The organism is Marinobacter lipolyticus (assembly GCF_018424605.1).
Lineage (GTDB): Bacteria > Pseudomonadota > Gammaproteobacteria > Pseudomonadales > Oleiphilaceae > Marinobacter > Marinobacter lipolyticus_B.
The window spans coordinates 20380-39269 of the sequence record NZ_QTKT01000006.1 but is presented as its reverse complement, the minus strand read 5'-3'; the positions used below and the strand labels follow the sequence as shown (position 1 = coordinate 39269).

At 55.0% G+C, this 18890-nt stretch carries 12 protein-coding genes; 9 read left to right on the top strand and 3 right to left on the bottom strand.

All coding sequences use genetic code 11. The annotated features are described in order from the left end of the window. Positions 1–354: 354 nt before the first annotated feature. Positions 355–1440: an OprO/OprP family phosphate-selective porin gene (locus DYI22_RS09945; protein ID WP_213477907.1), complete on the bottom strand. Its 1086-nt coding sequence runs from the start codon at positions 1438–1440 to the stop codon at positions 355–357. Positions 1441–1720: 280 nt separating this feature from the next. On the opposite strand from DYI22_RS09945, the gene DYI22_RS09940 reads away from it, so the two are divergent. The 8 genes from DYI22_RS09940 (at position 1721) to DYI22_RS09905 (ending at position 14740) form a co-directional block, all read left to right on the top strand. After that, the gene (locus DYI22_RS09940) at positions 1721–2449 is read left to right on the top strand and encodes a TorF family putative porin (RefSeq protein ID WP_213477906.1); all 729 of its coding nucleotides are present in this window, start codon (positions 1721–1723) and stop codon (positions 2447–2449) included. 285 nt (positions 2450–2734) lie between these two features. Next, a complete protein-coding gene (locus DYI22_RS09935) occupies positions 2735–4036 on the top strand; it encodes a TolC family protein (protein WP_199456063.1) in 1302 nt (433 codons plus the stop codon). 63 nt (positions 4037–4099) lie between these two features. Continuing rightward, positions 4100–5284 (top strand): efflux RND transporter periplasmic adaptor subunit, encoded by a 1185-nt coding sequence (locus DYI22_RS09930; protein WP_036208657.1) that lies wholly within the window; start codon positions 4100–4102, stop codon positions 5282–5284. A gap of 14 nt (positions 5285–5298) precedes the next feature. Beyond that, the gene (locus DYI22_RS09925) at positions 5299–8406 is read left to right on the top strand and encodes an efflux RND transporter permease subunit (protein ID WP_213477905.1); all 3108 of its coding nucleotides are present in this window, start codon (positions 5299–5301) and stop codon (positions 8404–8406) included. A 17-nt stretch (positions 8407–8423) separates the two neighbouring features. After that, a complete protein-coding gene (locus DYI22_RS09920; protein ID WP_213477904.1) occupies positions 8424–8780 on the top strand; it encodes a P-II family nitrogen regulator in 357 nt (118 codons plus the stop codon). Positions 8781–8984: 204 nt separating this feature from the next. Then, positions 8985–10205, top strand: a complete 1221-nt coding sequence (locus DYI22_RS09915) for a TolC family protein (protein ID WP_213477903.1) — start codon at positions 8985–8987, stop codon at positions 10203–10205. Positions 10206–10226: 21 nt separating this feature from the next. After that, a complete protein-coding gene (locus tag DYI22_RS09910) occupies positions 10227–11528 on the top strand; it encodes an efflux RND transporter periplasmic adaptor subunit (protein WP_213477902.1) in 1302 nt (433 codons plus the stop codon). 14 nt (positions 11529–11542) lie between these two features. Further along, complete coding sequence (locus DYI22_RS09905; RefSeq protein WP_213477901.1) at positions 11543–14740, top strand: efflux RND transporter permease subunit; 3198 nt, start codon at positions 11543–11545, stop codon at positions 14738–14740. Between the two features lie 52 nt (positions 14741–14792). Here DYI22_RS09905 and DYI22_RS09900 read toward each other — a convergent pair whose 3' ends face one another. Both DYI22_RS09900 and DYI22_RS09895 read right to left on the bottom strand, forming a co-directional pair. Next, entirely contained in the window at positions 14793–16115 is a 1323-nt protein-coding gene (locus DYI22_RS09900; protein ID WP_213477900.1) for an ATP-binding protein, read from the bottom strand. Between the two features lie 25 nt (positions 16116–16140). Then, positions 16141–16812 (bottom strand): response regulator transcription factor, encoded by a 672-nt coding sequence (locus DYI22_RS09895; RefSeq protein ID WP_104270570.1) that lies wholly within the window; start codon positions 16810–16812, stop codon positions 16141–16143. Between the two features lie 207 nt (positions 16813–17019). Between DYI22_RS09895 and DYI22_RS09890 the strand changes: the two genes are divergently transcribed. Next, complete coding sequence (locus tag DYI22_RS09890; protein ID WP_213477899.1) at positions 17020–18885, top strand: copper resistance system multicopper oxidase; 1866 nt, start codon at positions 17020–17022, stop codon at positions 18883–18885. Positions 18886–18890: the final 5 nt, after the last annotated feature.

Sequence of the window (18890 nt, the reverse complement as noted above, 5' to 3'; positions counted from 1 at the left end):
CATAGCCCTGGTTTCCAGCCGGGGTTTTCTGGCTATGAGAGACCTAACAACCTAATCCCGACAGACTGCCAGACGACTCCACGTGCGCGTCGGTGCGCCCCTTTTTCAGGAATTGATTATTGCCAGATAGCTATGTACCCAGAAACTTCAGATGAGCTCTATTCAGAGCGGGGCAGACAAAAAAATGGGCAGATGAATATCTGCCCTAAAAACCTGAGTACTTCGTTAACTCGCAAGAACTATATCAAGCTAAACTGAACTCTAACTGAATTTTCCGATTGTTTTTTGATCGCAATGTTTCCCGTACCAGTGCCCTAATCAAGTGGTAAGCTTATTCAAGAACCCGCCATGCGGTCAAAATGCATATTGTAACCTCGCACGCACTTCATCTCCGCTAGCGCCATTGGCTTCTTCGCCATCCATGTAGCTCATTCCAAGTCGAACATTCTTGTTGGCGTAATAGTTAACGCCCAGTGTTGTTTGCTCACCGTCGGTCGTGGCCAGCCCCACATCACTGTATTTTCCGTCACCATCCTCAAAGCGGGCAACAACTTCCCAGGCTCCTTTGGGCGATGACGGTTTCACTCGCTTGAACGCCCCAGCCTTGTAAGGACGGCTTTCGCCGGTGACAACCCAACCAAGCTGTACGTAATAACCATCAACATCCACCTGACCTTCTTCGGAATCGAAGTATTCGGCCTGGGCATGGAAGGGCCCGGAAGCGCCGGCCAATTCCAGATTAAACGTATCGACCTCATCGGCCTGAACGTCGGCGTCACGCGTGGTATAGCCCGCGCCAAGATGAACAACAGCATTATTCGTTTGAACGGGTGCAAATGTGCCCCGCGCGGTTACTGCCGTGTTATTGAAGTCGTCGCTGCCATCGCCGTCTGCCTCGAAATAGCCGATACCGTAGGTCCAGTTGCTGCCCTTGCCGCTGAGCTGGATGCCACCGCTGCGACCGGGGGCATAACGCTCGGTCATGGCAGATCGCTCAAGCGCTGAGATGTCTTTCGAACTCGTTAATTCTTCCAGGCCGAATGGCTCTTTCTGTTTACCGATAGTCACGGTTGCAGCTGAGCCAAATCCCATGTAACGAATGTACAGGTCTTCAGCAGTACCGCCGTCGGCGCCATCACTTTCAGCGACGTTGAACTGGGTCTTGTACGCCCAGTCGCCAAAGTGGCCCTTGGCGTAGAGGCGTGCCCGGCGCACATCGAAATCGGTAGTGTCAACACCGTTGTCGTCAGACTGCGTGGCGTCGTAATCCCACTGAATGCGCCCGCCGAGCTGAAAAGACGCAGAGTTATCCGACACTTTCACTTTGATACCGCTGTCGGTATCGATCACAAGGTCTTCGCCGCTGGTCGTAACGTTTCCGGCCTGTGCAGCAGAAGCGGCAGAAATCGCCAAAGCCAAGCCCAAATATTTCTTGCTCATGATCTGTCTCACCTTTTTCGGTTTGCTTGTGTGTGTTGAAGCGCTATTAAAGTCTATTTGGCAAAGATTACAGAATGGTTACAGAGAATGCATCAAAACAGGGCACTGGTCCGGGCCGGTGACAGGTTCTGGGGCGCTAGGTGTTGGGTCGTTTTTCGGGGGCAAGCTCAGAATGTGCCGATTTGTCTCTATAATAATGATAAACAAGAATAAATAAGATGTGGCAAGACTTTTGCTAAATCATATTTGGAGCAATGAAACCCAACCGAAGGTATCCATTATGAAGAAGCAGTTTTTCACCAAATCCGGATTTATCAGTATCACTTTGCTTGCAGCACTTCAGGCTGCGCCCGCCATTGTTAGCGCTGACGTCAGCTCAAATGTGAGCGCCAGCAGCAACTATCTGTTCCGGGGCGTCACCCAGACAGACGGGGCTGCGGCTGTCCAGGGAGGGTTGGATTATGAGCATGCGTCGGGCTTCTACGCCGGTGGTTGGGGTTCCAATGTCGATTTTGGTGACGGCACCAGCTATGAGCTTGATCTTTATGCCGGATTCTCCGGCTCTGTGGAAGAACTGGGTTATGACGTTGGGTACATTTATTATGCGTATCCTGACGCGCCGGACTCCATCGACTTCGGCGAACTGTACGGCGAGATCAGTTATGGCATTGCGGCCATCGGCCTGGCCTACACGATCAACAGCGACACCAGTGGTGATGGGGTGTTCGTGCAGGGGGATGCCTATTACTACGCCTCTGTTGAGGTGCCTCTGGAGGACAGCTACAGTGCCGGTGTGACGCTTGGCTATTACGACTTCGCTGATGACGGCAAGGCTTCTGTCGGCGAGGCAAGTTATTCACACGTCGCCGCCAACGTTACAAAGGATGCGGGAAACTTCGGTTCTTTCAGTGTTAACGTGGAGTACGCGGACATTGAGTCAACCGACGCGCTTGGCTCTGTCAACTCGGATGATCCGAAGTTCTGGCTGGGTTGGAGCAGGAGTTTCTGATCGGCCAAGTGATCACAAGCAATTCAGATCCAGAATAAAAAGCCGGCCCAAATGACGGGCCGGTTTTTATTTATCATGCAAGAACCCACCATCGTGCGCCTGCCTTGACGCCCGGTGACTCGACATCCTCGCCCTTACCTCTGCCCCCCCCTGCCGCCAAAGCTCATTTCTTATCCGGTGCCTGAATTTCAAACTGTATTAAAGGTTTGTCTGTAAGGTCGTTCCAGATTCCCACGCAAAAATGCTGACTCACTGACCTCAGTCAAACAGCCAGGATGATACTGAATGAACAAACGATTGTTGTTGTGCGCGATGATAGTTCCGGGAGCCTTGGCCGTCTCTCCTATGGTGTCGGCCCAGGCAAAAGAGAGTGTGTCGCTGAAAGAATATCAGCAGGCCAAATCCAGCCAGGCTGTTTCCCTGAACCAGGCCATGGTGATGGCTTTCGAGAATAGCCCGGTATTGGCTTTGAGGCGGGCCGCGGTCTCGATACAGCAGGGACAGCTTGATCATGCCAGCCGCTGGGCGCCGAGCAATCCAGAGTTTGAGTTGGGGGCCCGTCAGGCCCCGGATCAGGCCGACGAGTCCCTGGAATATGGGGTGAGGGTTACTCAGGAGATCTGGATGGGTAATCGCGGCGACCTTGGGCAGTCGCGTGCCCGGAGTAATCTCACGTCCCGGCAACAGGAGCTTGAATACCTGAAGGTAGCCACCAAGGCGCGGGTGCGGGCCGCCTATTTCCGGATACTGCTGGCTCAGAAAGAGTTGGAAACCGCAACCCGTGCCGTTGAACTTATGCAACGCACCAAAGACCTGGTTGAAATGTCCGTAAAACAGGGTAAACAAACCCGGATTGATCTCAATACCGCAGTCATTGGGCTTGCCAGGGCCCGGAATCAAAAAGCCTCGGCGGAACAAAAGCTCGAGCAATCAAAAATTGACCTTACCGAAGTGCTCGGGGTGTCCCCCTCCGATGCCGTTGGGGTGACCGGCGAGCTTGATGTGACGCTCGAAGACCTGCCTCCGACCAGCCAGCTTGTCGAGATGGCACAGAGTCAGAGAGCGGACCTGAAAGCGGCGGCCGCCAGAATTGCAGCGGATGAATCTGGCCTTGAAGTTGCGAAAAGCCTGACGATTCCAAATCTGAAAGTCTTCGGATTTTATGATCGTGAGGAAGGCTCCAACCTTTTCGGTGCAGGGGTGTCGATGCCTTTGACCGTTTTTCATGATTATTCCGGTGAGCAGAGACAAGCTGCTGCGCGGCTGAAAACCTCCGAGCTTGAGGCAGAGGCTTTGCGCCTGGCTACAGAGCGTCAGGTTGTGTCGGCTGTGGCCCGGTACGAATCCACCGCCGTTCGGCTGCGCCAGATGAACGAGTCGATCCTGGAGCGTTCAGAGGAAACATTACAGTTGATGCAGAAAGCACTTCGGGCGGGCAAGGTCGGTGCCTCGGATGTTCTGGCGGCACAGGACAATCTCCTGTCGGTAAGGCAGGAATACGTTCAGGCGCAGAATGATTATATCGATGCCGTCCGGGCGCTGGAGATAAGCACAGGAGGTGCTCTGTCGATGTCAGCCGGTTCCTGAGGGTATGAAACTCAAAATTGACCGTTCTCTTAGTACCGTTCTCTAAATATTGAGGGTGAATGAATGATTCGCAATCTGAAGATACTGTTAATAGTTGTCGGCGCTCTGAGCTTGCAGCAGGCATACGCTGCCGGAGAAGCCGAGGGTGACCAGCACGAAAATGAAGAAGCCGAGCATGCCGGAGAGGAAAACCAGTCCCGCCAGATCCATCTGACGCCGGAGCAGACAGAGTTACTGTCGATTCAGACTGTGGCGGCTGCCAAGGGGCGCGCTGGCGCAATTGTTACGGCACCTGCCGAGATTCAGTATGTGCCGGACCGCGTGGCCGAGGTTGGTCCGCTGCTGGAGGGAAAACTGACAGGGTTGGCGGTTGATCTGGGGGATCGTGTCAATAAGGGGCAGTTACTGGCAACCCTGAACAGTGTGGAGCTGGCCCGGATTCGCTCCCGGTTAATCTCGCTGGAGGCCCGCAAAGAAGCGGCCGAGTCTGACTACAATCGTGAAAGGGAGTTGCAGGGACAGGGTATTTCCAGTGAAGAAGAGTTCCTGGATGCCAAGGCTGCCTTTCTTGAAACAAAAGCGGAGTACGATTCCGTGCGGGAACAACTGGCGGTTTACGGCAGCGAGTCGTCAGGTGACAGTGGGGGGCTGGCGCAATACGCGCTCCGCTCACCCATTGAGGGGCGTGTCGAGCAGATGCATGTTCGTCTGGGGCAAACGCTGAGTCCGTCGGATACGCCTTTCATCGTGGCGGATGCCTCGGTGTTGTGGGCCATTCTTCAGGTGTCCGAATCCGATATTGACCAGATTTCAACGGGAGACGAGGTTCAGATTTCCTCCAGGGATTCAAGTTCTGACCGGTTTCACAGTGGGCAGGTATCCTGGGTGTCGAGCATGCTCGATGAAAAGACCCGCACCATCCCGGTTCGCGTTGTGCTGGAGTCTCCCAGAGGCGACCTTCGCCCGAATACCTATGCCACGGCCAGAATCATGACGGAATCGGAGGCCTCACTGCCGCTGGTTCCGGATGATGCGGTTCAAACCATTGGCGATGACTCCGTTGTGTTTGTTCCGGGCGATGAGAAAGGGGCTTACAAGGCGGTTCCCGTCACGCTTGGCAAGGAGGCAAACGACTGGATCGAGATCAAGTCCGGCATTAGCGCAAACACGGAAGTGGTTTCAGTAGGCGCTTTTGATCTGATGTCGGCCATTACCGCCAGTGGCCGCAGCGCCGCTCACGGACACTAAACCCCGGGGGGAGCATGATCAACGCAATTGTGAATTATGCGCTGAACAATCGTCTGATGACGCTTGTTTTTGCTATCGCCGTGATCGTTGCCGGCGTATTTTCATTTCAAAAACTGCCGGTGGATGCGTTTCCGGACGCGACGCCGACCATGGTTCAGGTGTTTACCACCAGTCCTGGTCTGTCGCCGGTTGATATCGAAACGCTGATTTCCTATCCCGTTGAGATCAGCATGTATGGAATTCCCAAGCTGGAAAAAGTGCAGAGCACGTCGATTTTCGGGTTGTCGCGGGTGACCATCTATTTCGAAGATGGCACCGATATCTACTTCGCCAGGCGGCTGGTAAACGAACGGCTTTCCGAGGCCAAGCGCCAGATTCCCGAAGGGATGGGGCAGCCGGAACTCGGGCCCATAGCGAGCGGTCTTGGGCGCATCCTGATGTATTCCCTGGAAGCTGAGGATAAGGATCAATACAGCCTGCAGGAAATCCGCACGATCCAGGACTGGATTGTCAAGCCCCAGCTCAGAACCGTTCCGGGTGTAACCGGTGTGCTGTCCATCGGCGGCGAGGTAAAACAGTATCAGGTCAATATCGATGCGCAGAAGCTTCAGGCAAGGAACCTGACAGTGTCTGACGTTCGCGGCGCCCTCACCCAGAATAATCGGAACGTCGGCGCCTCTTTCATTACGCGAGGAGGTGAAGAGTATATAGTTCGCGGCTACGGTTGGGTTAATTCAGGTACCGAGGGCATCGAGGACATCCAGAACATCATTGTGTCCAAGAGTGAGGGAGAGTCTCCTATTTATGTCAGGGATGTGGCAGAGGTTAGCCTTGGACCGGCAATTCGCCGCGGCGCGGAGGTGTCCTCGGGCGAGGAGTCCGTGGGCGGCTACGTGATGAAGCTGATCGGAACCAACACCAGTCAGGTACTCGAGGACGTCAACGCAAAAATCGATGATCTGAACAAGTCACTTCCCGAAGGGCTGAAAATAGAGGCTTATTACTCCCAGGCGGAGTTGGTGGGCAAGGCCATAGGCACTGTCGAGAAAGCATTACTTGAGGGCTCGGTTCTGGTGCTGGTGTTCCTCTATCTGTTCCTCGGAAATATACGTTCCACACTGATCGTGGTGGCGACCTTGCCGTTGTCTGTGCTTTTCGCATTCATTGCGATGCGGATTTCGGGCCTGTCCGCCAATCTGATGAGTCTGGGGGGGCTGGCTATCGGCATCGGTATGATGGTGGACGGCGCCGTTGTGATGATAGAGAACATCTTCCGACATCTGGAAGAACGATCAGAGGAAAAGGTCAGTGTTCTGAGGCTTGTAGGTGAATCTGCCCGGGAAGTGGCTCGTCCGATTGTGTTTGCCATTGGCATCATTATTATCGTTTTTCTGCCGCTGTTTACGCTGCAGGGCGTTGAGGGCAAGCTGTTTTCGCCCATGGCCTACACCATCAGTTTTGCGTTGATCGGTGCGCTGTTACTCGCGTTGACGTTGGTGCCGGTTCTGGCCTCGCTGTCATTCAAGATGGGTGGACAACACAAAGAGCCGAAGCTGGTTCTGTTCCTGAACCGGCTATACAAGCCGGTGGTGAATACTGTCGTCAAAGCCCCTAAAATTGTAATGGGCGTGGCCGTCATTGCCTTTGCCGGCAGTCTCCTGCTGTTTCCCTATCTCGGGAGCGAGTTCGTGCCCACGCTCAGGGAAGGCACGTTCCAGATTCGCTCGACACTGCCTCCTGGAGCCAGTCTTGAATCCGCCATCAAGTATGGCAAACGGATTCAGTCCGTTGTCGATGAATTTCCAGAGGTCACCGGCACCTATGCCAGGATCGGTCGTGCCGAGGTGGGCGGTGATCCTGAACCCGTGAACGTTGTCGCGACGCTCGTCAATCTGAAGCCTCTGGATCAGTGGCGAGAAGATGTGAGCTATGAGGACCTTCAGAGCCGGATTGCGGAGTCTTTGGATGAGCGGGTTCCCGGGCTTGCCAACAATCTGTCACAACCGATTCAGCTCAGAACCGACGAACTCCTCTCAGGCGTTCAGGCGCAACTGGTTGCCAGCATTTTCGGCGACGACCTCGACGAGTTGGGCCGGATCGGCAAGGAAGTGGCGGCCCTGGCGAATGATGTGCCGGGGGCAACGGATGTGCGCGCTCAGCAGAGCGCAGGTAAAAAACAGATCGTTATTCGCCCCGACCGTGAAGTGCTGGCGCAGTTTGGCATCAGCATTGATAACCTGATGAGTACGGTCGAAACCGGGATTGGCGGTAAAGGCGCGGGGCTGGTCTTCGACGGTGTCCGGCGATTTGAGATCTTCGCCCGGCTGCAAGAGTCCTATCGCGGGTCCATCGATGAAATCAGAAAGCTTCCCCTCCGGGGTAATAGTGGCGAGCTCATCCCGCTTTCACGGGTGGCCGATGTTGAAATGTACGCTGGCCCCAAGAAAATTTCGCGCTCCAATGCCAGTCGGCGACAGTACGTGCAGATGAACGTACGTGGTCGCGATATGGGCGGTGTTGTTCAGGATTTGCGCAAGCGGATCGAGGAGCAAGTGGTCATGCCGCCGGGGTATTTCGTGGAGTTCGGCGGTCAGTTTGAGAACCAGGAAAGGGCCATGGCTCGGCTTGCGATCGTTGTGCCCATTACCCTGGCGCTTATTTTCCTGCTTCTTTTCTCGGCATTCAGTAGTCTGCGCTATGCGGTGCTGATCTTCATGAATGTGCCCTTTGCGATTACCGGTGGCATTGTCGCGCTGTTTGTGACGGGGCTTTACCTCTCTGTGCCCGCTGCCGTGGGATTCATCGCGGTGTTTGGTGTGGCCGTACTTAACGGCGTGGTGATGGTGAGTTACATCAACCAGTTGCGGGACGAAGGCTACGAAGTCATTGAAGCAGTCAAGCTGGGTGCTCAACGCCGTTTGCGGCCGGTTCTGATGACCGCCTCTGTGGCTATTCTGGGGCTGATTCCCCTGCTGCTGGCCGATGGCATTGGCTCTAATGTCCAACGGCCACTGGCAACGGTTGTGGTTGGCGGTCTGATCACTTCAACGCTGCTGACGCTGGTGGTGTTGCCCAGTGTGTACCAGTGGTTTGCATCTGAACGTCGTGACGTTTCAGTCTGATAGTCAGGAGACGGTTTATGTATGAAATAAAAGCGTATGTCAGAGAAGTGATGGCAGGGCATGTGGTTGATGCTCTGGCCAAAGTTAAGGGGGTGGCAAGTATTGCTGTCGTGTCTCTCAGCGAATTTGGTCATCTGGTCGGCGATGAGTCGCCTCTGGAGAAAGTGAAGATGGTCAAGCTGGAAATAGACGTAGCGACCGATGATGTCGCTGGTGAAGTTGTGGAACTCATTGTCAGAACGGGCAGAACCCAGGAAGGGCACCCGGGTGACGGCAAGGTGCTTGTATCCCGCCTGGTTCGGGCTGTTCGTATCGACGATGGTGCGACCGACGAGAGCGCACTTCAACCGGCATCAAACCAGCGCTTTTCCTAGATTGGATGGCGGCATCGTGGCCATGAGTCGCGATGCCGCTTCTCCCCGCCCTTATTGAGGAGCACTTTCAAGTTCCCTGAGCTAATGCCTTCCAAATTCAAGTTCATTTCAACCTTTTCACTTACTATCTCCACCTCTACCTACCTTGTCATGGGCGTCTCGCCCCCATGAATTGTGGCTAACAACCCCTTCGGGAGAAAGTCGATGAAGGCAAGCAAGCACTCGCCCAGGGCGTTGCTGTGTTCAGTACTATTGTCTATTCCTCTGTTCGGTCAAGCGGAGACTGTGAATTGGACAAATTGGCTCACTGGCCAGATAAGCAAGCATCCGGATGTCATGGCGGCGACAGAGCAGGCGGCAGCCCGGAATCAGGATGCTGAGGCAAGCGAACAACCGCTGTATAACCCGGAGCTGTCTGTTGGAGCAGACAGAACGGGCAGTGAAAACAACTTTGAGGCAGGGCTATCACAAACGATCGATTGGTCTGATCAACAGGGTGCGCTAAAGGACAAGGCAAAGCTGATCAGGCTTTCCGCTGAAGCTGATTTGAACGAGGCGGTTTTGGCACAAACGTCCGAGTCGCTGTTTGCGCTTGTCGAGTGGCGCGCGGCGACGCGTGCCGAAGAAATTGCGGAATCCCAGCAACACCGTCTGGATGCGTTGCTGGAGCAGGTTGAGCAACGCCAGCAGGCGGGCGACCTGGGGAGTACCGATGCAGAGTTGCTTTTTTTAAGCCTTTCTCAGCAGCTCAGTGAACTCGCCCAGGCAAAGGCTGCGGTTGATCAGGCGCAAGCCCGGGTCAGAGAGCTTCTGCCGGATTGGCGGCCTCAGGATGGGGGGATCCCCGGGCACATTTGGCCGGCTCTTGCTTCCAGGGTCGATAACGACAATTTGCTGGATCATCCGTCAATTTCTGCTGCCCGCGCGAGGTGGCAGGTGCTGCGGAGCGAAGCCGAGGTGGTCAGTCGCAGAGCGGCGGCATCTCCCACGGTCGGGCTGAGCGGAGGGCGTGATGGCGGTGAGAACCTGGTTGGCCTGACGTTCTCGATCCCTCTGAATGTCCGTAATAACTACCGTGCCGAAATCCAGGCTGCCAACCGACGATCATTAGAGGCCGAGGCTCGGTTTCAGGCACTTTATCGGAAGCAGCAGTATGGTCTGGCGGGCGCCCGAGCTGCCTGGAAGCAATACGACACCCAACTCAGCCGATGGACAGAACTCTCCCAGGGGCGTGTACAGCGAAGTGCCGATTTGCTTGAGAAGCAGTGGCAGGTCGGCGACCTCTCCACCTCTGAGTATCTCCAGGCGCTGGGCCAGCGCGCGGAGAGCCTGAAAACCGGTATTGAACTGGAAAAGCAGGCGCAGTTGGGCCTGATTGAGCTCTTGAGCCAGTCTGGCGAACTGATCACCCTCTTCCAATACTAGTCTGGAAACTGGATATTCATTATGAAAAAAACTCTGATTTCTGTATTCGCATTGACGTTGCTTACAGCCCCACTTTCTTTTGTACAGGCAGAGGAAGATGCTCATCAGGAAGTCGGTCATGATCATGCTGCCAGTGGCGACGATCATCAGGAAGTCACCGGTGAGGAGGGCGAGCATAAGGAAGATCATGGTGAAGAAGGTGAGCATGAGGAGGAAGGTGAGCATGAGGAGGAAGGTGATCATGAAGAGGAAGGTGATCATGAAGAGGAAGGGGGGCACGGCCACGAAGACGAGAACGGTGGCCATGAAGAAGCGGCCACCGCAAGCATCAATGCCAAACAGAAAGAGCTCGCCGGCATTGAAGTAGCAACCCTCGAAAGCAAGCACGTTGACTATGAAATCTACGCTCCCGGTGAGCTGCTGACCAACGGCTATACCAGCTATCACGTGTCCCCCCGGGTTGCCTCAGTGGTGCTGCGGCGTCACGTGGAACTGGGTGAGCACGTAACCAAGGGCCAGCCGCTGGTAACCCTGTTCAGTGAGACGGTGGCACAGGCGCAGGCGGGTTACAGGAAAGCTTTTCCTGAATGGAAGCGAATCAGCGGGCTGGGTCGTTCCGTGGTTGGCGATCAGCGGTTCAATACAGCGAAAGCCAACATTGAAGCAGCAAGGGCGACTCTGCTTGCTTACGGGCTGAACGATGATGACATTGGTGCGTTGAAGGCCAGCGGGGTGGATAGTCTCGGTGAATACATGCTCAGGGCTCGCGTGGATGGTGCAGTACTGACCGATGAGTTTGAGCAAGGACAAAGAGTTGAGGCTGGCCAGCCGCTGGTGACTCTTGCTGATGAGAGTGAGCTTTGGGTAGAAGCCCATCTGCCAGCAAGCTCCGACATTGTTCTAGAGAAGGGCGCGGAAGCCGAAGTCAGGGCAGCGGGTCGTGTGGGCGTGGCAACGGTGTCCCAGGAAGCCCACACCATTGATCCTGTGACCCGCACGCGGATTGTCAGGCTTGAGCTGGACAATCCTGAAGATCGTTTTCATCCAGGAATGTTCGCAGATGTGTATTTTCGTTTTAAGACCAGCGAGCCGGTGCTTGCCGTGCCGGAGACTGCATTGATGCGTGGCGCGGACGGCGACTGGACGGTCTATGTGGAAGAGGCCGAAGGCGAGTATGAACCCGTGGAAGTGGAACTGGGCCGCTCAATTGGCGGGCTCCGTGAGGTTTCCGGCCTGGCTGCGGGCCAACGAGTCGTTTTGCGGGGCGCATTTTTTGTGGCCTCTGAGATTGCCAAAGGCGGCTTTGATCCGCACAACCACTGATTCCGGGAGCCATTATGTTCAACCGAGTAGTCGACAGGGCGGTTCAGAACCGCCTGTTGGTTCTTATTGCGCTTGCAGTGCTTATCGCCACGGCCGCGTTTCAGATACCAAAACTGAATCTTGATGCTTTCCCTGACGTTACAAACGTCCAGGTCGCTGTTAATACAGAGGCGCCCGGACTTGCGGCTGAGGAAGTCGAGCAGCTGATCACCTATCCCATTGAAGCGGTGATGTATGCGTTGCCGGATGTTGAGGAGGTTCGGTCCATCTCCAAAACCGGGTTGTCTGGTGTCACCGTGGTCTTTAAAGAGGGCACGGATATCTATTTCGCGCGCCAGTTGGTGTTCGAACGGTTACAGGCCGCGCGGGAGCTGATTCCGGATGGCGTCGGGGTGCCTGAAATGGGCCCGAATACGTCCGGTCTCGGCCAGGTCTACCAGTACCTGCTGATAGCGGACCCGGATTCGGGGTACGACGCAATGGAACTACGCAGCCTGCATGACTGGCTGGTCAAGCTGTTGCTGATACCTGCTGAAGGGGTTACGGAGATCCTGTCGTTTGGGGGAGAGGTTCGCCAGTACCAGGTCAACCTGAACCCGGCGCGGATGCTGTCCTATGACTTATCACAGAACGACATCATGGAAGCTCTGGAGAACAACAACTCCAATGTCGGCGGTTGGTACATGGGCCGCGGGCAGGAGCAACTGGTTATCCGTGGTATGGGCTGGTTGGGCAGTGGCGAGGAGGGCCTGGAGCAGATCCGACAAGTACCCGTGAAAACCAGTGATGGCATTACGGTGACCGTGAGCGACGTCGCTCAGGTGACGCTGGGCACTGAGATTCGTCAGGGTGCGGTGACCATGACCCGGAAGGGTGAAGACGGTCAGGTTGAACAACTGGGTGAAGTGGTTTCCGGCATTGTACTCAAACGAATGGGGGCCAACACAAAAGCGACCATCGACGGCATCGAGGCCCGCGTTGATCGCATAAATCAGGCGCTTCCGAGTGGGGTTCGTTTCGAGCCCTATTACAACCAGGCGGATCTGGTGACCAAGGCCGTAGAGACGGTGACCAATGCGCTTCTGTTGGCTTTTGTGTTTATTGCGATCGTGCTTGCCCTGTTCCTGATGAATCTGCGGGCAACAACGCTCGTGCTGCTTTCAATACCGATTTCCATCGGGATTGCCCTGATGATCATGGCCTGGTTCGGTCTCTCGGCCAACCTGATGTCTCTGGGCGGCATTGCTGTGGCAATCGGCATGCTGGTGGATGGCTCTGTTGTTATGGTTGAGAACATGTTCAAGCATCTGACCCATCCTGATGCTGAGCATGACGCCCATCGGGATGAGTTGGCTGGAGATGACCCCGATCCATTGGACGCGTCACACGATGATCATGGCATTGCCCTTCGTCTCCAGGAAGCCGGCCGGGAAGTGGCGCGGCCGATTTTTTTCGCGACGGCGATTATCCTGGTCGTTTTCATGCCTCTGTTCAGCTTCGAAGGTGTGGAAGCCAAGCTGTTCCAGCCAATGGCAATCAGCATCATGCTGGCTATCGTGTCGGCGGTGATCGTCGCTCTGGTGGTTGTACCCGCGCTGGCATCATACATGTTCCGTAAGGGTATCCGGGAGCGGGAAAGCTTCATTCTAAAACCCCTGGAAAAGCTCTATCGCATGGGGCTTGCCTGGTCACTGAAGCATAGCCGCGTGGTTGTTGGCGCGGCGGCGGTTCTTGTTGTACTGGCGGCGCTGATTGTTCCACGACTGGGCACGGAGTTCGTGCCTGAACTGGAAGAGGGCACGATTAACCTCCGGGTGACCCTGGCCCCTTCATCAAGCCTCGATACGGCGCTTGAAGTGGCGCCGAAACTGGAGGCCATGCTGATGGAGTTTCCAGAGGTGACCTACGCCCTGTCCCGGGCGGGCCGACCGGAAATAGGCGGCGATCCGGAGCCCGTCAACAACATCGAAATCTACATTGGCCTCAAGCCAACAGCCGAGTGGACCAGCGCCAGTAATCGCTATGAATTGCAGGCCCTGTTTGAGGCGAAGCTCGAACAGCACCCGGGGCTACTGTTTAACTTTTCTCAGCCTATTGCAACTCGGGTTGACGAATTGTTGTCTGGTGTCCGCGCGCAGTTGGCCATCAAACTCTTTGGCCCGGATCTCAAGGTGCTGGCCGAGAAAGGCCAACAGATCGAAGCGGCGGTCCGAACTGTTCAGGGGACCCGGGACGTGGCCATGGAGCAGATTGCCGGTGAAGCGCAGTTGGTGGTTCAGCCAGACCGTCAGGCACTTTCCCGGTACGGACTCGCCGTGTCTGATGTGATGAGTGTCGTCCGGGACGGACTGGGTGGTGCCGCCGCGGGCCAGATCATCAACGGAAATGAGCGGTACGATATCTATGTGCGCCTGGCCAAACGTTTCCGGGAAGACCGGGATGCCATTGCTGATCTCAGGTTGCAGGCGCCTTCCGGAGCCTGGGTGAGACTCGGTGATGTGGCCGATGTGTCTATTGAGTCCGGCCCGCCCCAGGTGCGCCGCGACGACGTTCAGCGCCGTGTGGTCATTCAGTCCAATGTGCAGGGTCGTGACATGGGCAGTGTGGTTGCCGATATTCAGGATACCATCGCGTCAGAAGTGAACCTTCCCCCCGGCTATTCGGTGGATATTGGTGGTCAGTTCGAAAACCAGCAGCGAGCTCAGAAACGATTGACCATTGTGGTACCTGTATCTCTGGGGCTGATTGCGCTGTTGCTCTACTTCGCTTTCAGTTCGGTTGGTCAAGCGCTGTTGATTCTGGTCAACGTGCCGCTTGCCGTAATTGGTGGTGTCTTTTCGCTCTGGGTCTCCGGCCAGTATCTTTCAGTGCCCAGTTCCGTTGGATTTATCACACTGTTTGGTGTGGCGGTGCTTAACGGGGTCGTTATGGTCGAAAGCATCAATCAGCGAATACAGGATGGGTTGAACGTGGATACCGCGGTGTTTGAAGGTGCCGTCTCCCGTTTACGTCCTGTCTTGATGACAGCAATAACCTCGGCGCTCGGCTTGATACCGATGCTGTTGTCGACGGGCGTGGGAGCGGAAATCCAGAAGCCACTGGCCAGCGTGATTGTTGGTGGTCTCGTGACTGCAACTTTCCTGACACTCTTTGTTTTGCCGGTTCTGTTCGGTCGCTTTTCAAGAGCCAAGGTGAGTGATATCCAACGGTAAAAAATGGGAGAAGCCGCGCTGCGTCATCGACGGTTGCCTTTCTGGAGGTTTTCTAATCCGGAAGTGGCAGTAGAATGACAATGCTGGCTCCTCCGTTTTTTGAGGTACCCATGTTCATCTGTCCGAGGTTGTCTTCGACAATCTCGGACACGATGGACAATCCGAGCCCAAAACCGGCGACCGTTTCATCCAGCCTGGTACCCCTGTTCATGACAGTGGCTGCCGCCTCGGGAGAAATTCCGGGGCCATCGTCCGCTACTTCTATGGAGAGTCCTGATGACGTGCGGGCGATTGTAACGTCGACGGTTGTCTGGCACCACTTCCCGCCATTTTCGAGTAAATTGCCAAGTAGCTCTGAAAGATCCTGTCGCTCCATTGGCCAGCTGAAGTTTTCAGGTAAGTTGGTGTGGAGGCGAAAAACCGTGTCAGGGAAGATTTTTTCCATAACGGTGATGACACTTGCCGTGATTTCAACCGGCATGCACGTCCGTCCCATCTGTCTGCCTGATATGTCTGCTTTGCTCATCCGGTATTTCAGGGATTTGTCAAGCTCCCGCAAGTTAGAGGCCATAAACACAACATCCTCCCGGGACGGAGGCAAGGTATCGATATCCGACAAAATGGCAAGATTGGCAGAAATAGAGGTTTTGACCAGGTGAGAGAGATCGGAATTCAGGCGGCGGTGGCGGTCCAGCCGCCGGTTTGACAGCTCGAGCAAATCATTGAGCTGCCGGATCAGCGGACGAAACTCTTCCGGCACGTGAGGGTTCAGACGACTTTGTTTCCCGGATTGGAGCCGTCTTAGATCCTCTTTTATCTTACTGATGGGCTTTAACGTCAGATGTGTGGTGGTTCCAATCAGTGCCAGCAGTATCGCCAGAAGAACGGCCGAGGCACCGAGCAATGTCAGGTGGGCCTTCAGCGGTCGTTCAGAGAGCGCCCCCTCGGTTTCAAGAACGGTGATTGAGGCCAGCTTTCCAGTAGCAGTGAACGTACGTCTAAGCCCAAAAAGCGTGTTCGCGCCCTGCGCTATGTGAATAAAACCCTCGGGCTTATCCACAACGCCCTGCATTTGGCTCAGGTCAAAGTTGTTGCTCGTCAGGACGCTCCCGCCTGCCGTTTCGATGATGATGGCATGCCCCAGAAGCATTTCAAACTGATGGATCATGTTCCTGAGGTCGTCAGTTGTCGGGGACTCGGCTTCAATGATTGCCTGAAAGTTTTCCAGCTCTTTACTCAGGTGTTGTTTCCTGGACTCGTCCGATAGTTGTTTTATCACGTAGGCATGTGAAAAGAATATCAGGGTGAAATAGACGAGGCTGAAAACAGCCCCATACTGAATGGCTGTTCTTCGGATACTCTTTGGAGCTGGCATATGTTGACCTGGTTCGTTCGGGCGTTCAGCCAGTAGGATCTTTTTCGAAGAAGTAGCCCTGGCCACGCAAAGTCTTGATTTTATTGCCCCCTATTATTTTTCTGAGCCTGGCTATATAGACCTGAACAACATTCCTGGTGGGACATCTTTCAATGTTGTAGAGGGTTTCAACCAGTTCATCCTGTGAAAATACCCTGTCTGGTGAACGCAGGAAACACTGCAAAAGGCGGAATTCAGTGGCTGTCAGTCTGAACTCTTTCTGGTCGGGCGTGGTCAGCGTTCGGTAGCTGGCGTTGAGACGAAATCCGTCGACACTGATTTGATCTGTTGTTCTGCCATCCTTCCTTCGGATAATTGCATTGAGCCGGGCTTTCAGTTCATCAAACTCAAACGGTTTGGGAAGGTAATCGTCGGCACCCGCGTTCAACCCTTCTACTCTCTCAGTCCAGTTGGAGCGTGCGGTCAGAATAAGGATGGCCTCTTTTTTCCCGTTTTTTCTCCATCTTTGCATTAAAGACAGTCCATTTTCATCGGGCAGTCCGATATCGAGAATAACGGCCTGGTAGGAGCTTGTTTCAATCAACGAGTCTGCTTCTTTGCCGGTTTTGGCGACATCGACTGTGTAGTGCGCCTGCGCAAGCCAGTCCGATATTTTTTTGGCAAGTACCGCATTGTCTTCGACAATCAGAATTTTCATTTGTAAGCGCCGTTTTTCGAGGTGGGAAAGTTTCGCCAGTCTGCCATGGATTGTACCAGTAACGGCAACTCCCCAGAAAAACAGCAACCCGTTAAAAATGGGGGGTTACCGGTCGACTTTTCAGTTTGATTTCAGTTACACCGGGTAACATTAATGCTCGAGCTACAAACGCGAGATGCTATATATACATGGCTTTAGGAGCAACCTATGAGCGATAGACATTTCTGTACAGGTGTGTCCAGGCGCCGCCTCATCCAAGGAGCTGCCACAATGGGACTTCTTGCCGGTTTCGACAGCTTGTTACCTGCCTATGCTAGAGGACAACTGGACAACACGAATGCCTTTCACACTGTGCGTAATGGTGCTGACATCTACGACCTGACCGTCGCGAGAACGCCTCTCAAGATAGGGGGCAGAGTCTCGGAACAGCCCATCACCATTAACGGCACGCTGCCGGCACCCCTCGTGCGCCTCAAACAGGGGCGCGAGGCAATCTTGCGTGTCACCAATACGCTACCGGAGGCAACGTCCATTCACTGGCACGGTCTGATTCTGCCGTTTCAGATGGACGGAGTTCCTGGCGTCAGCTTTCCCGGCATCATGCCCGGCGAAACTTTTGAGTACCGTTTCCCGGTCGAGCAACACGGCACCTACTGGTACCATAGCCACACAGGCCTTCAGGAACAGCTAGGCCACTATGGGCCGATTATCATTGATCCTGCCGAGCCGGAATCGGTGGCCTATGATCGCGAATACGTTGTGGTCCTCTCCGACTGGACCTTTGACTCTCCCGAGGACGTATTCCGCAAGCTTAAAGTGGCAGAAGGCTACTATAACTACAACCAGCGCACCGTTGGCGACTTCTTCAAGGATGTTGAAACCATGGGCTGGGATGCTGCGTGGAACAAAGCCGGCATGTGGGGCAAAATGCGAATGAGCCCCCGGGATATCCTGGATGTAACCGGTTCTGAATATACCTATCTGATGAACGGATCGCCTTCCGCCAGCAATTGGACCGGGCTGTTCCGTCCCGGCGAGAAAATTCGCCTGAGATTCATCAATGCCTCGGCGATGACCTTCTTTGATGTCCGTATCCCGGGACTCCCGATGACGGTTATTTCCGCTGACGGCCAGCCAGTGCAGCCCGTTGAAACGGATGAATTCCGTATTGGCGTGGCGGAAACCTACGACGTGATCGTACAGCCAACCGGTACGGCCCACACCGTGTTTGCCCAGTCACAGGATCGGTCGGGGTATGTGCGCGGAACGTTAGCCACCCGCAAGGGAATGGAGGCGCCAGTACCGCCCATGTATCCGCGAACCGAGCGCGGTATGGCCGCCATGGGCATGGGCGCGATGAGCATGGGCGCCATGGGCAAGGACGGCGATATGAACATGGACAGCGGCATGGACATGGGTGGCAAGATGGAAATGATGTCAGGCAGCAACGACAAAGCCCATGGCCAAATGATGATGAATGGCGCCGACTCGGGAATGAACAAGATGAGCTCGGACAAAGCAACGATGAATGAGGTCCCGACGGCGGGTCGGCCGATATCCCATGGCCCTGATAATCACGGTCCCGGGGCGGCCATGGTGGCTTCCAGCCCGCAATCGCGTCTGGATGACCCTGGTGTAGGCTTTGAAACAGCCAACCATCGGGTGCTGACTTATTCCCAGTTGCAGAGCATTGAGGGCTGGCCCGACAAGCGCCCGGCCGAACGCGAGGTGGAACTGCACCTTACCGGCAATATGGAACGTTACATGTGGTCGTTCGACGGCAAAAAGTTCTCTGAAGTCGATGGCCCGGTCAAGTTCTACCATGGCGAGCGCCTGCGATTGATCCTCGTCAACGACTCGATGATGGATCACCCCATTCACCTGCATGGCATGTGGATGGAACTGGAAACCGGTGCAGGTGAATATCGTCCACGCAAACACACGATTTCCGTCAAACCCGGCGAGCGTGTATCCGCGCTGATCACAGCGGATGCACCGGGTGACTGGGCTTTCCATTGCCACCTTCTGTACCACATGGACGCAGGCATGTTTCGTGTCGTGTCGGTCGTTTAACGGGA

What these genes read in the sequence shown, in the direction of transcription:
- DYI22_RS09940 (WP_213477906.1), top strand. Translation starts at nt 1,721, where the DNA reads ATGAAGAAGCAGTTTTTCACCAAATCCGGATTTATCAGTATCACTTTG.
- DYI22_RS09905 (WP_213477901.1), top strand. Translation starts at nt 11,543, where the DNA reads ATGTTCAACCGAGTAGTCGACAGGGCGGTTCAGAACCGCCTGTTGGTT.
- DYI22_RS09930 (WP_036208657.1), top strand. Translation starts at nt 4,100, where the DNA reads ATGATTCGCAATCTGAAGATACTGTTAATAGTTGTCGGCGCTCTGAGC.
- DYI22_RS09895 (WP_104270570.1), bottom strand. Translation starts at nt 16,812, where the DNA reads ATGAAAATTCTGATTGTCGAAGACAATGCGGTACTTGCCAAAAAAATA.
- DYI22_RS09890 (WP_213477899.1), top strand. Translation starts at nt 17,020, where the DNA reads ATGAGCGATAGACATTTCTGTACAGGTGTGTCCAGGCGCCGCCTCATC.
- DYI22_RS09945 (WP_213477907.1), bottom strand. Translation starts at nt 1,440, where the DNA reads ATGAGCAAGAAATATTTGGGCTTGGCTTTGGCGATTTCTGCCGCTTCT.
- DYI22_RS09900 (WP_213477900.1), bottom strand. Translation starts at nt 16,115, where the DNA reads ATGCCAGCTCCAAAGAGTATCCGAAGAACAGCCATTCAGTATGGGGCT.
- DYI22_RS09935 (WP_199456063.1), top strand. Translation starts at nt 2,735, where the DNA reads ATGAACAAACGATTGTTGTTGTGCGCGATGATAGTTCCGGGAGCCTTG.
- DYI22_RS09915 (WP_213477903.1), top strand. Translation starts at nt 8,985, where the DNA reads ATGAAGGCAAGCAAGCACTCGCCCAGGGCGTTGCTGTGTTCAGTACTA.
- DYI22_RS09920 (WP_213477904.1), top strand. Translation starts at nt 8,424, where the DNA reads ATGTATGAAATAAAAGCGTATGTCAGAGAAGTGATGGCAGGGCATGTG.
- DYI22_RS09925 (WP_213477905.1), top strand. Translation starts at nt 5,299, where the DNA reads ATGATCAACGCAATTGTGAATTATGCGCTGAACAATCGTCTGATGACG.
- DYI22_RS09910 (WP_213477902.1), top strand. Translation starts at nt 10,227, where the DNA reads ATGAAAAAAACTCTGATTTCTGTATTCGCATTGACGTTGCTTACAGCC.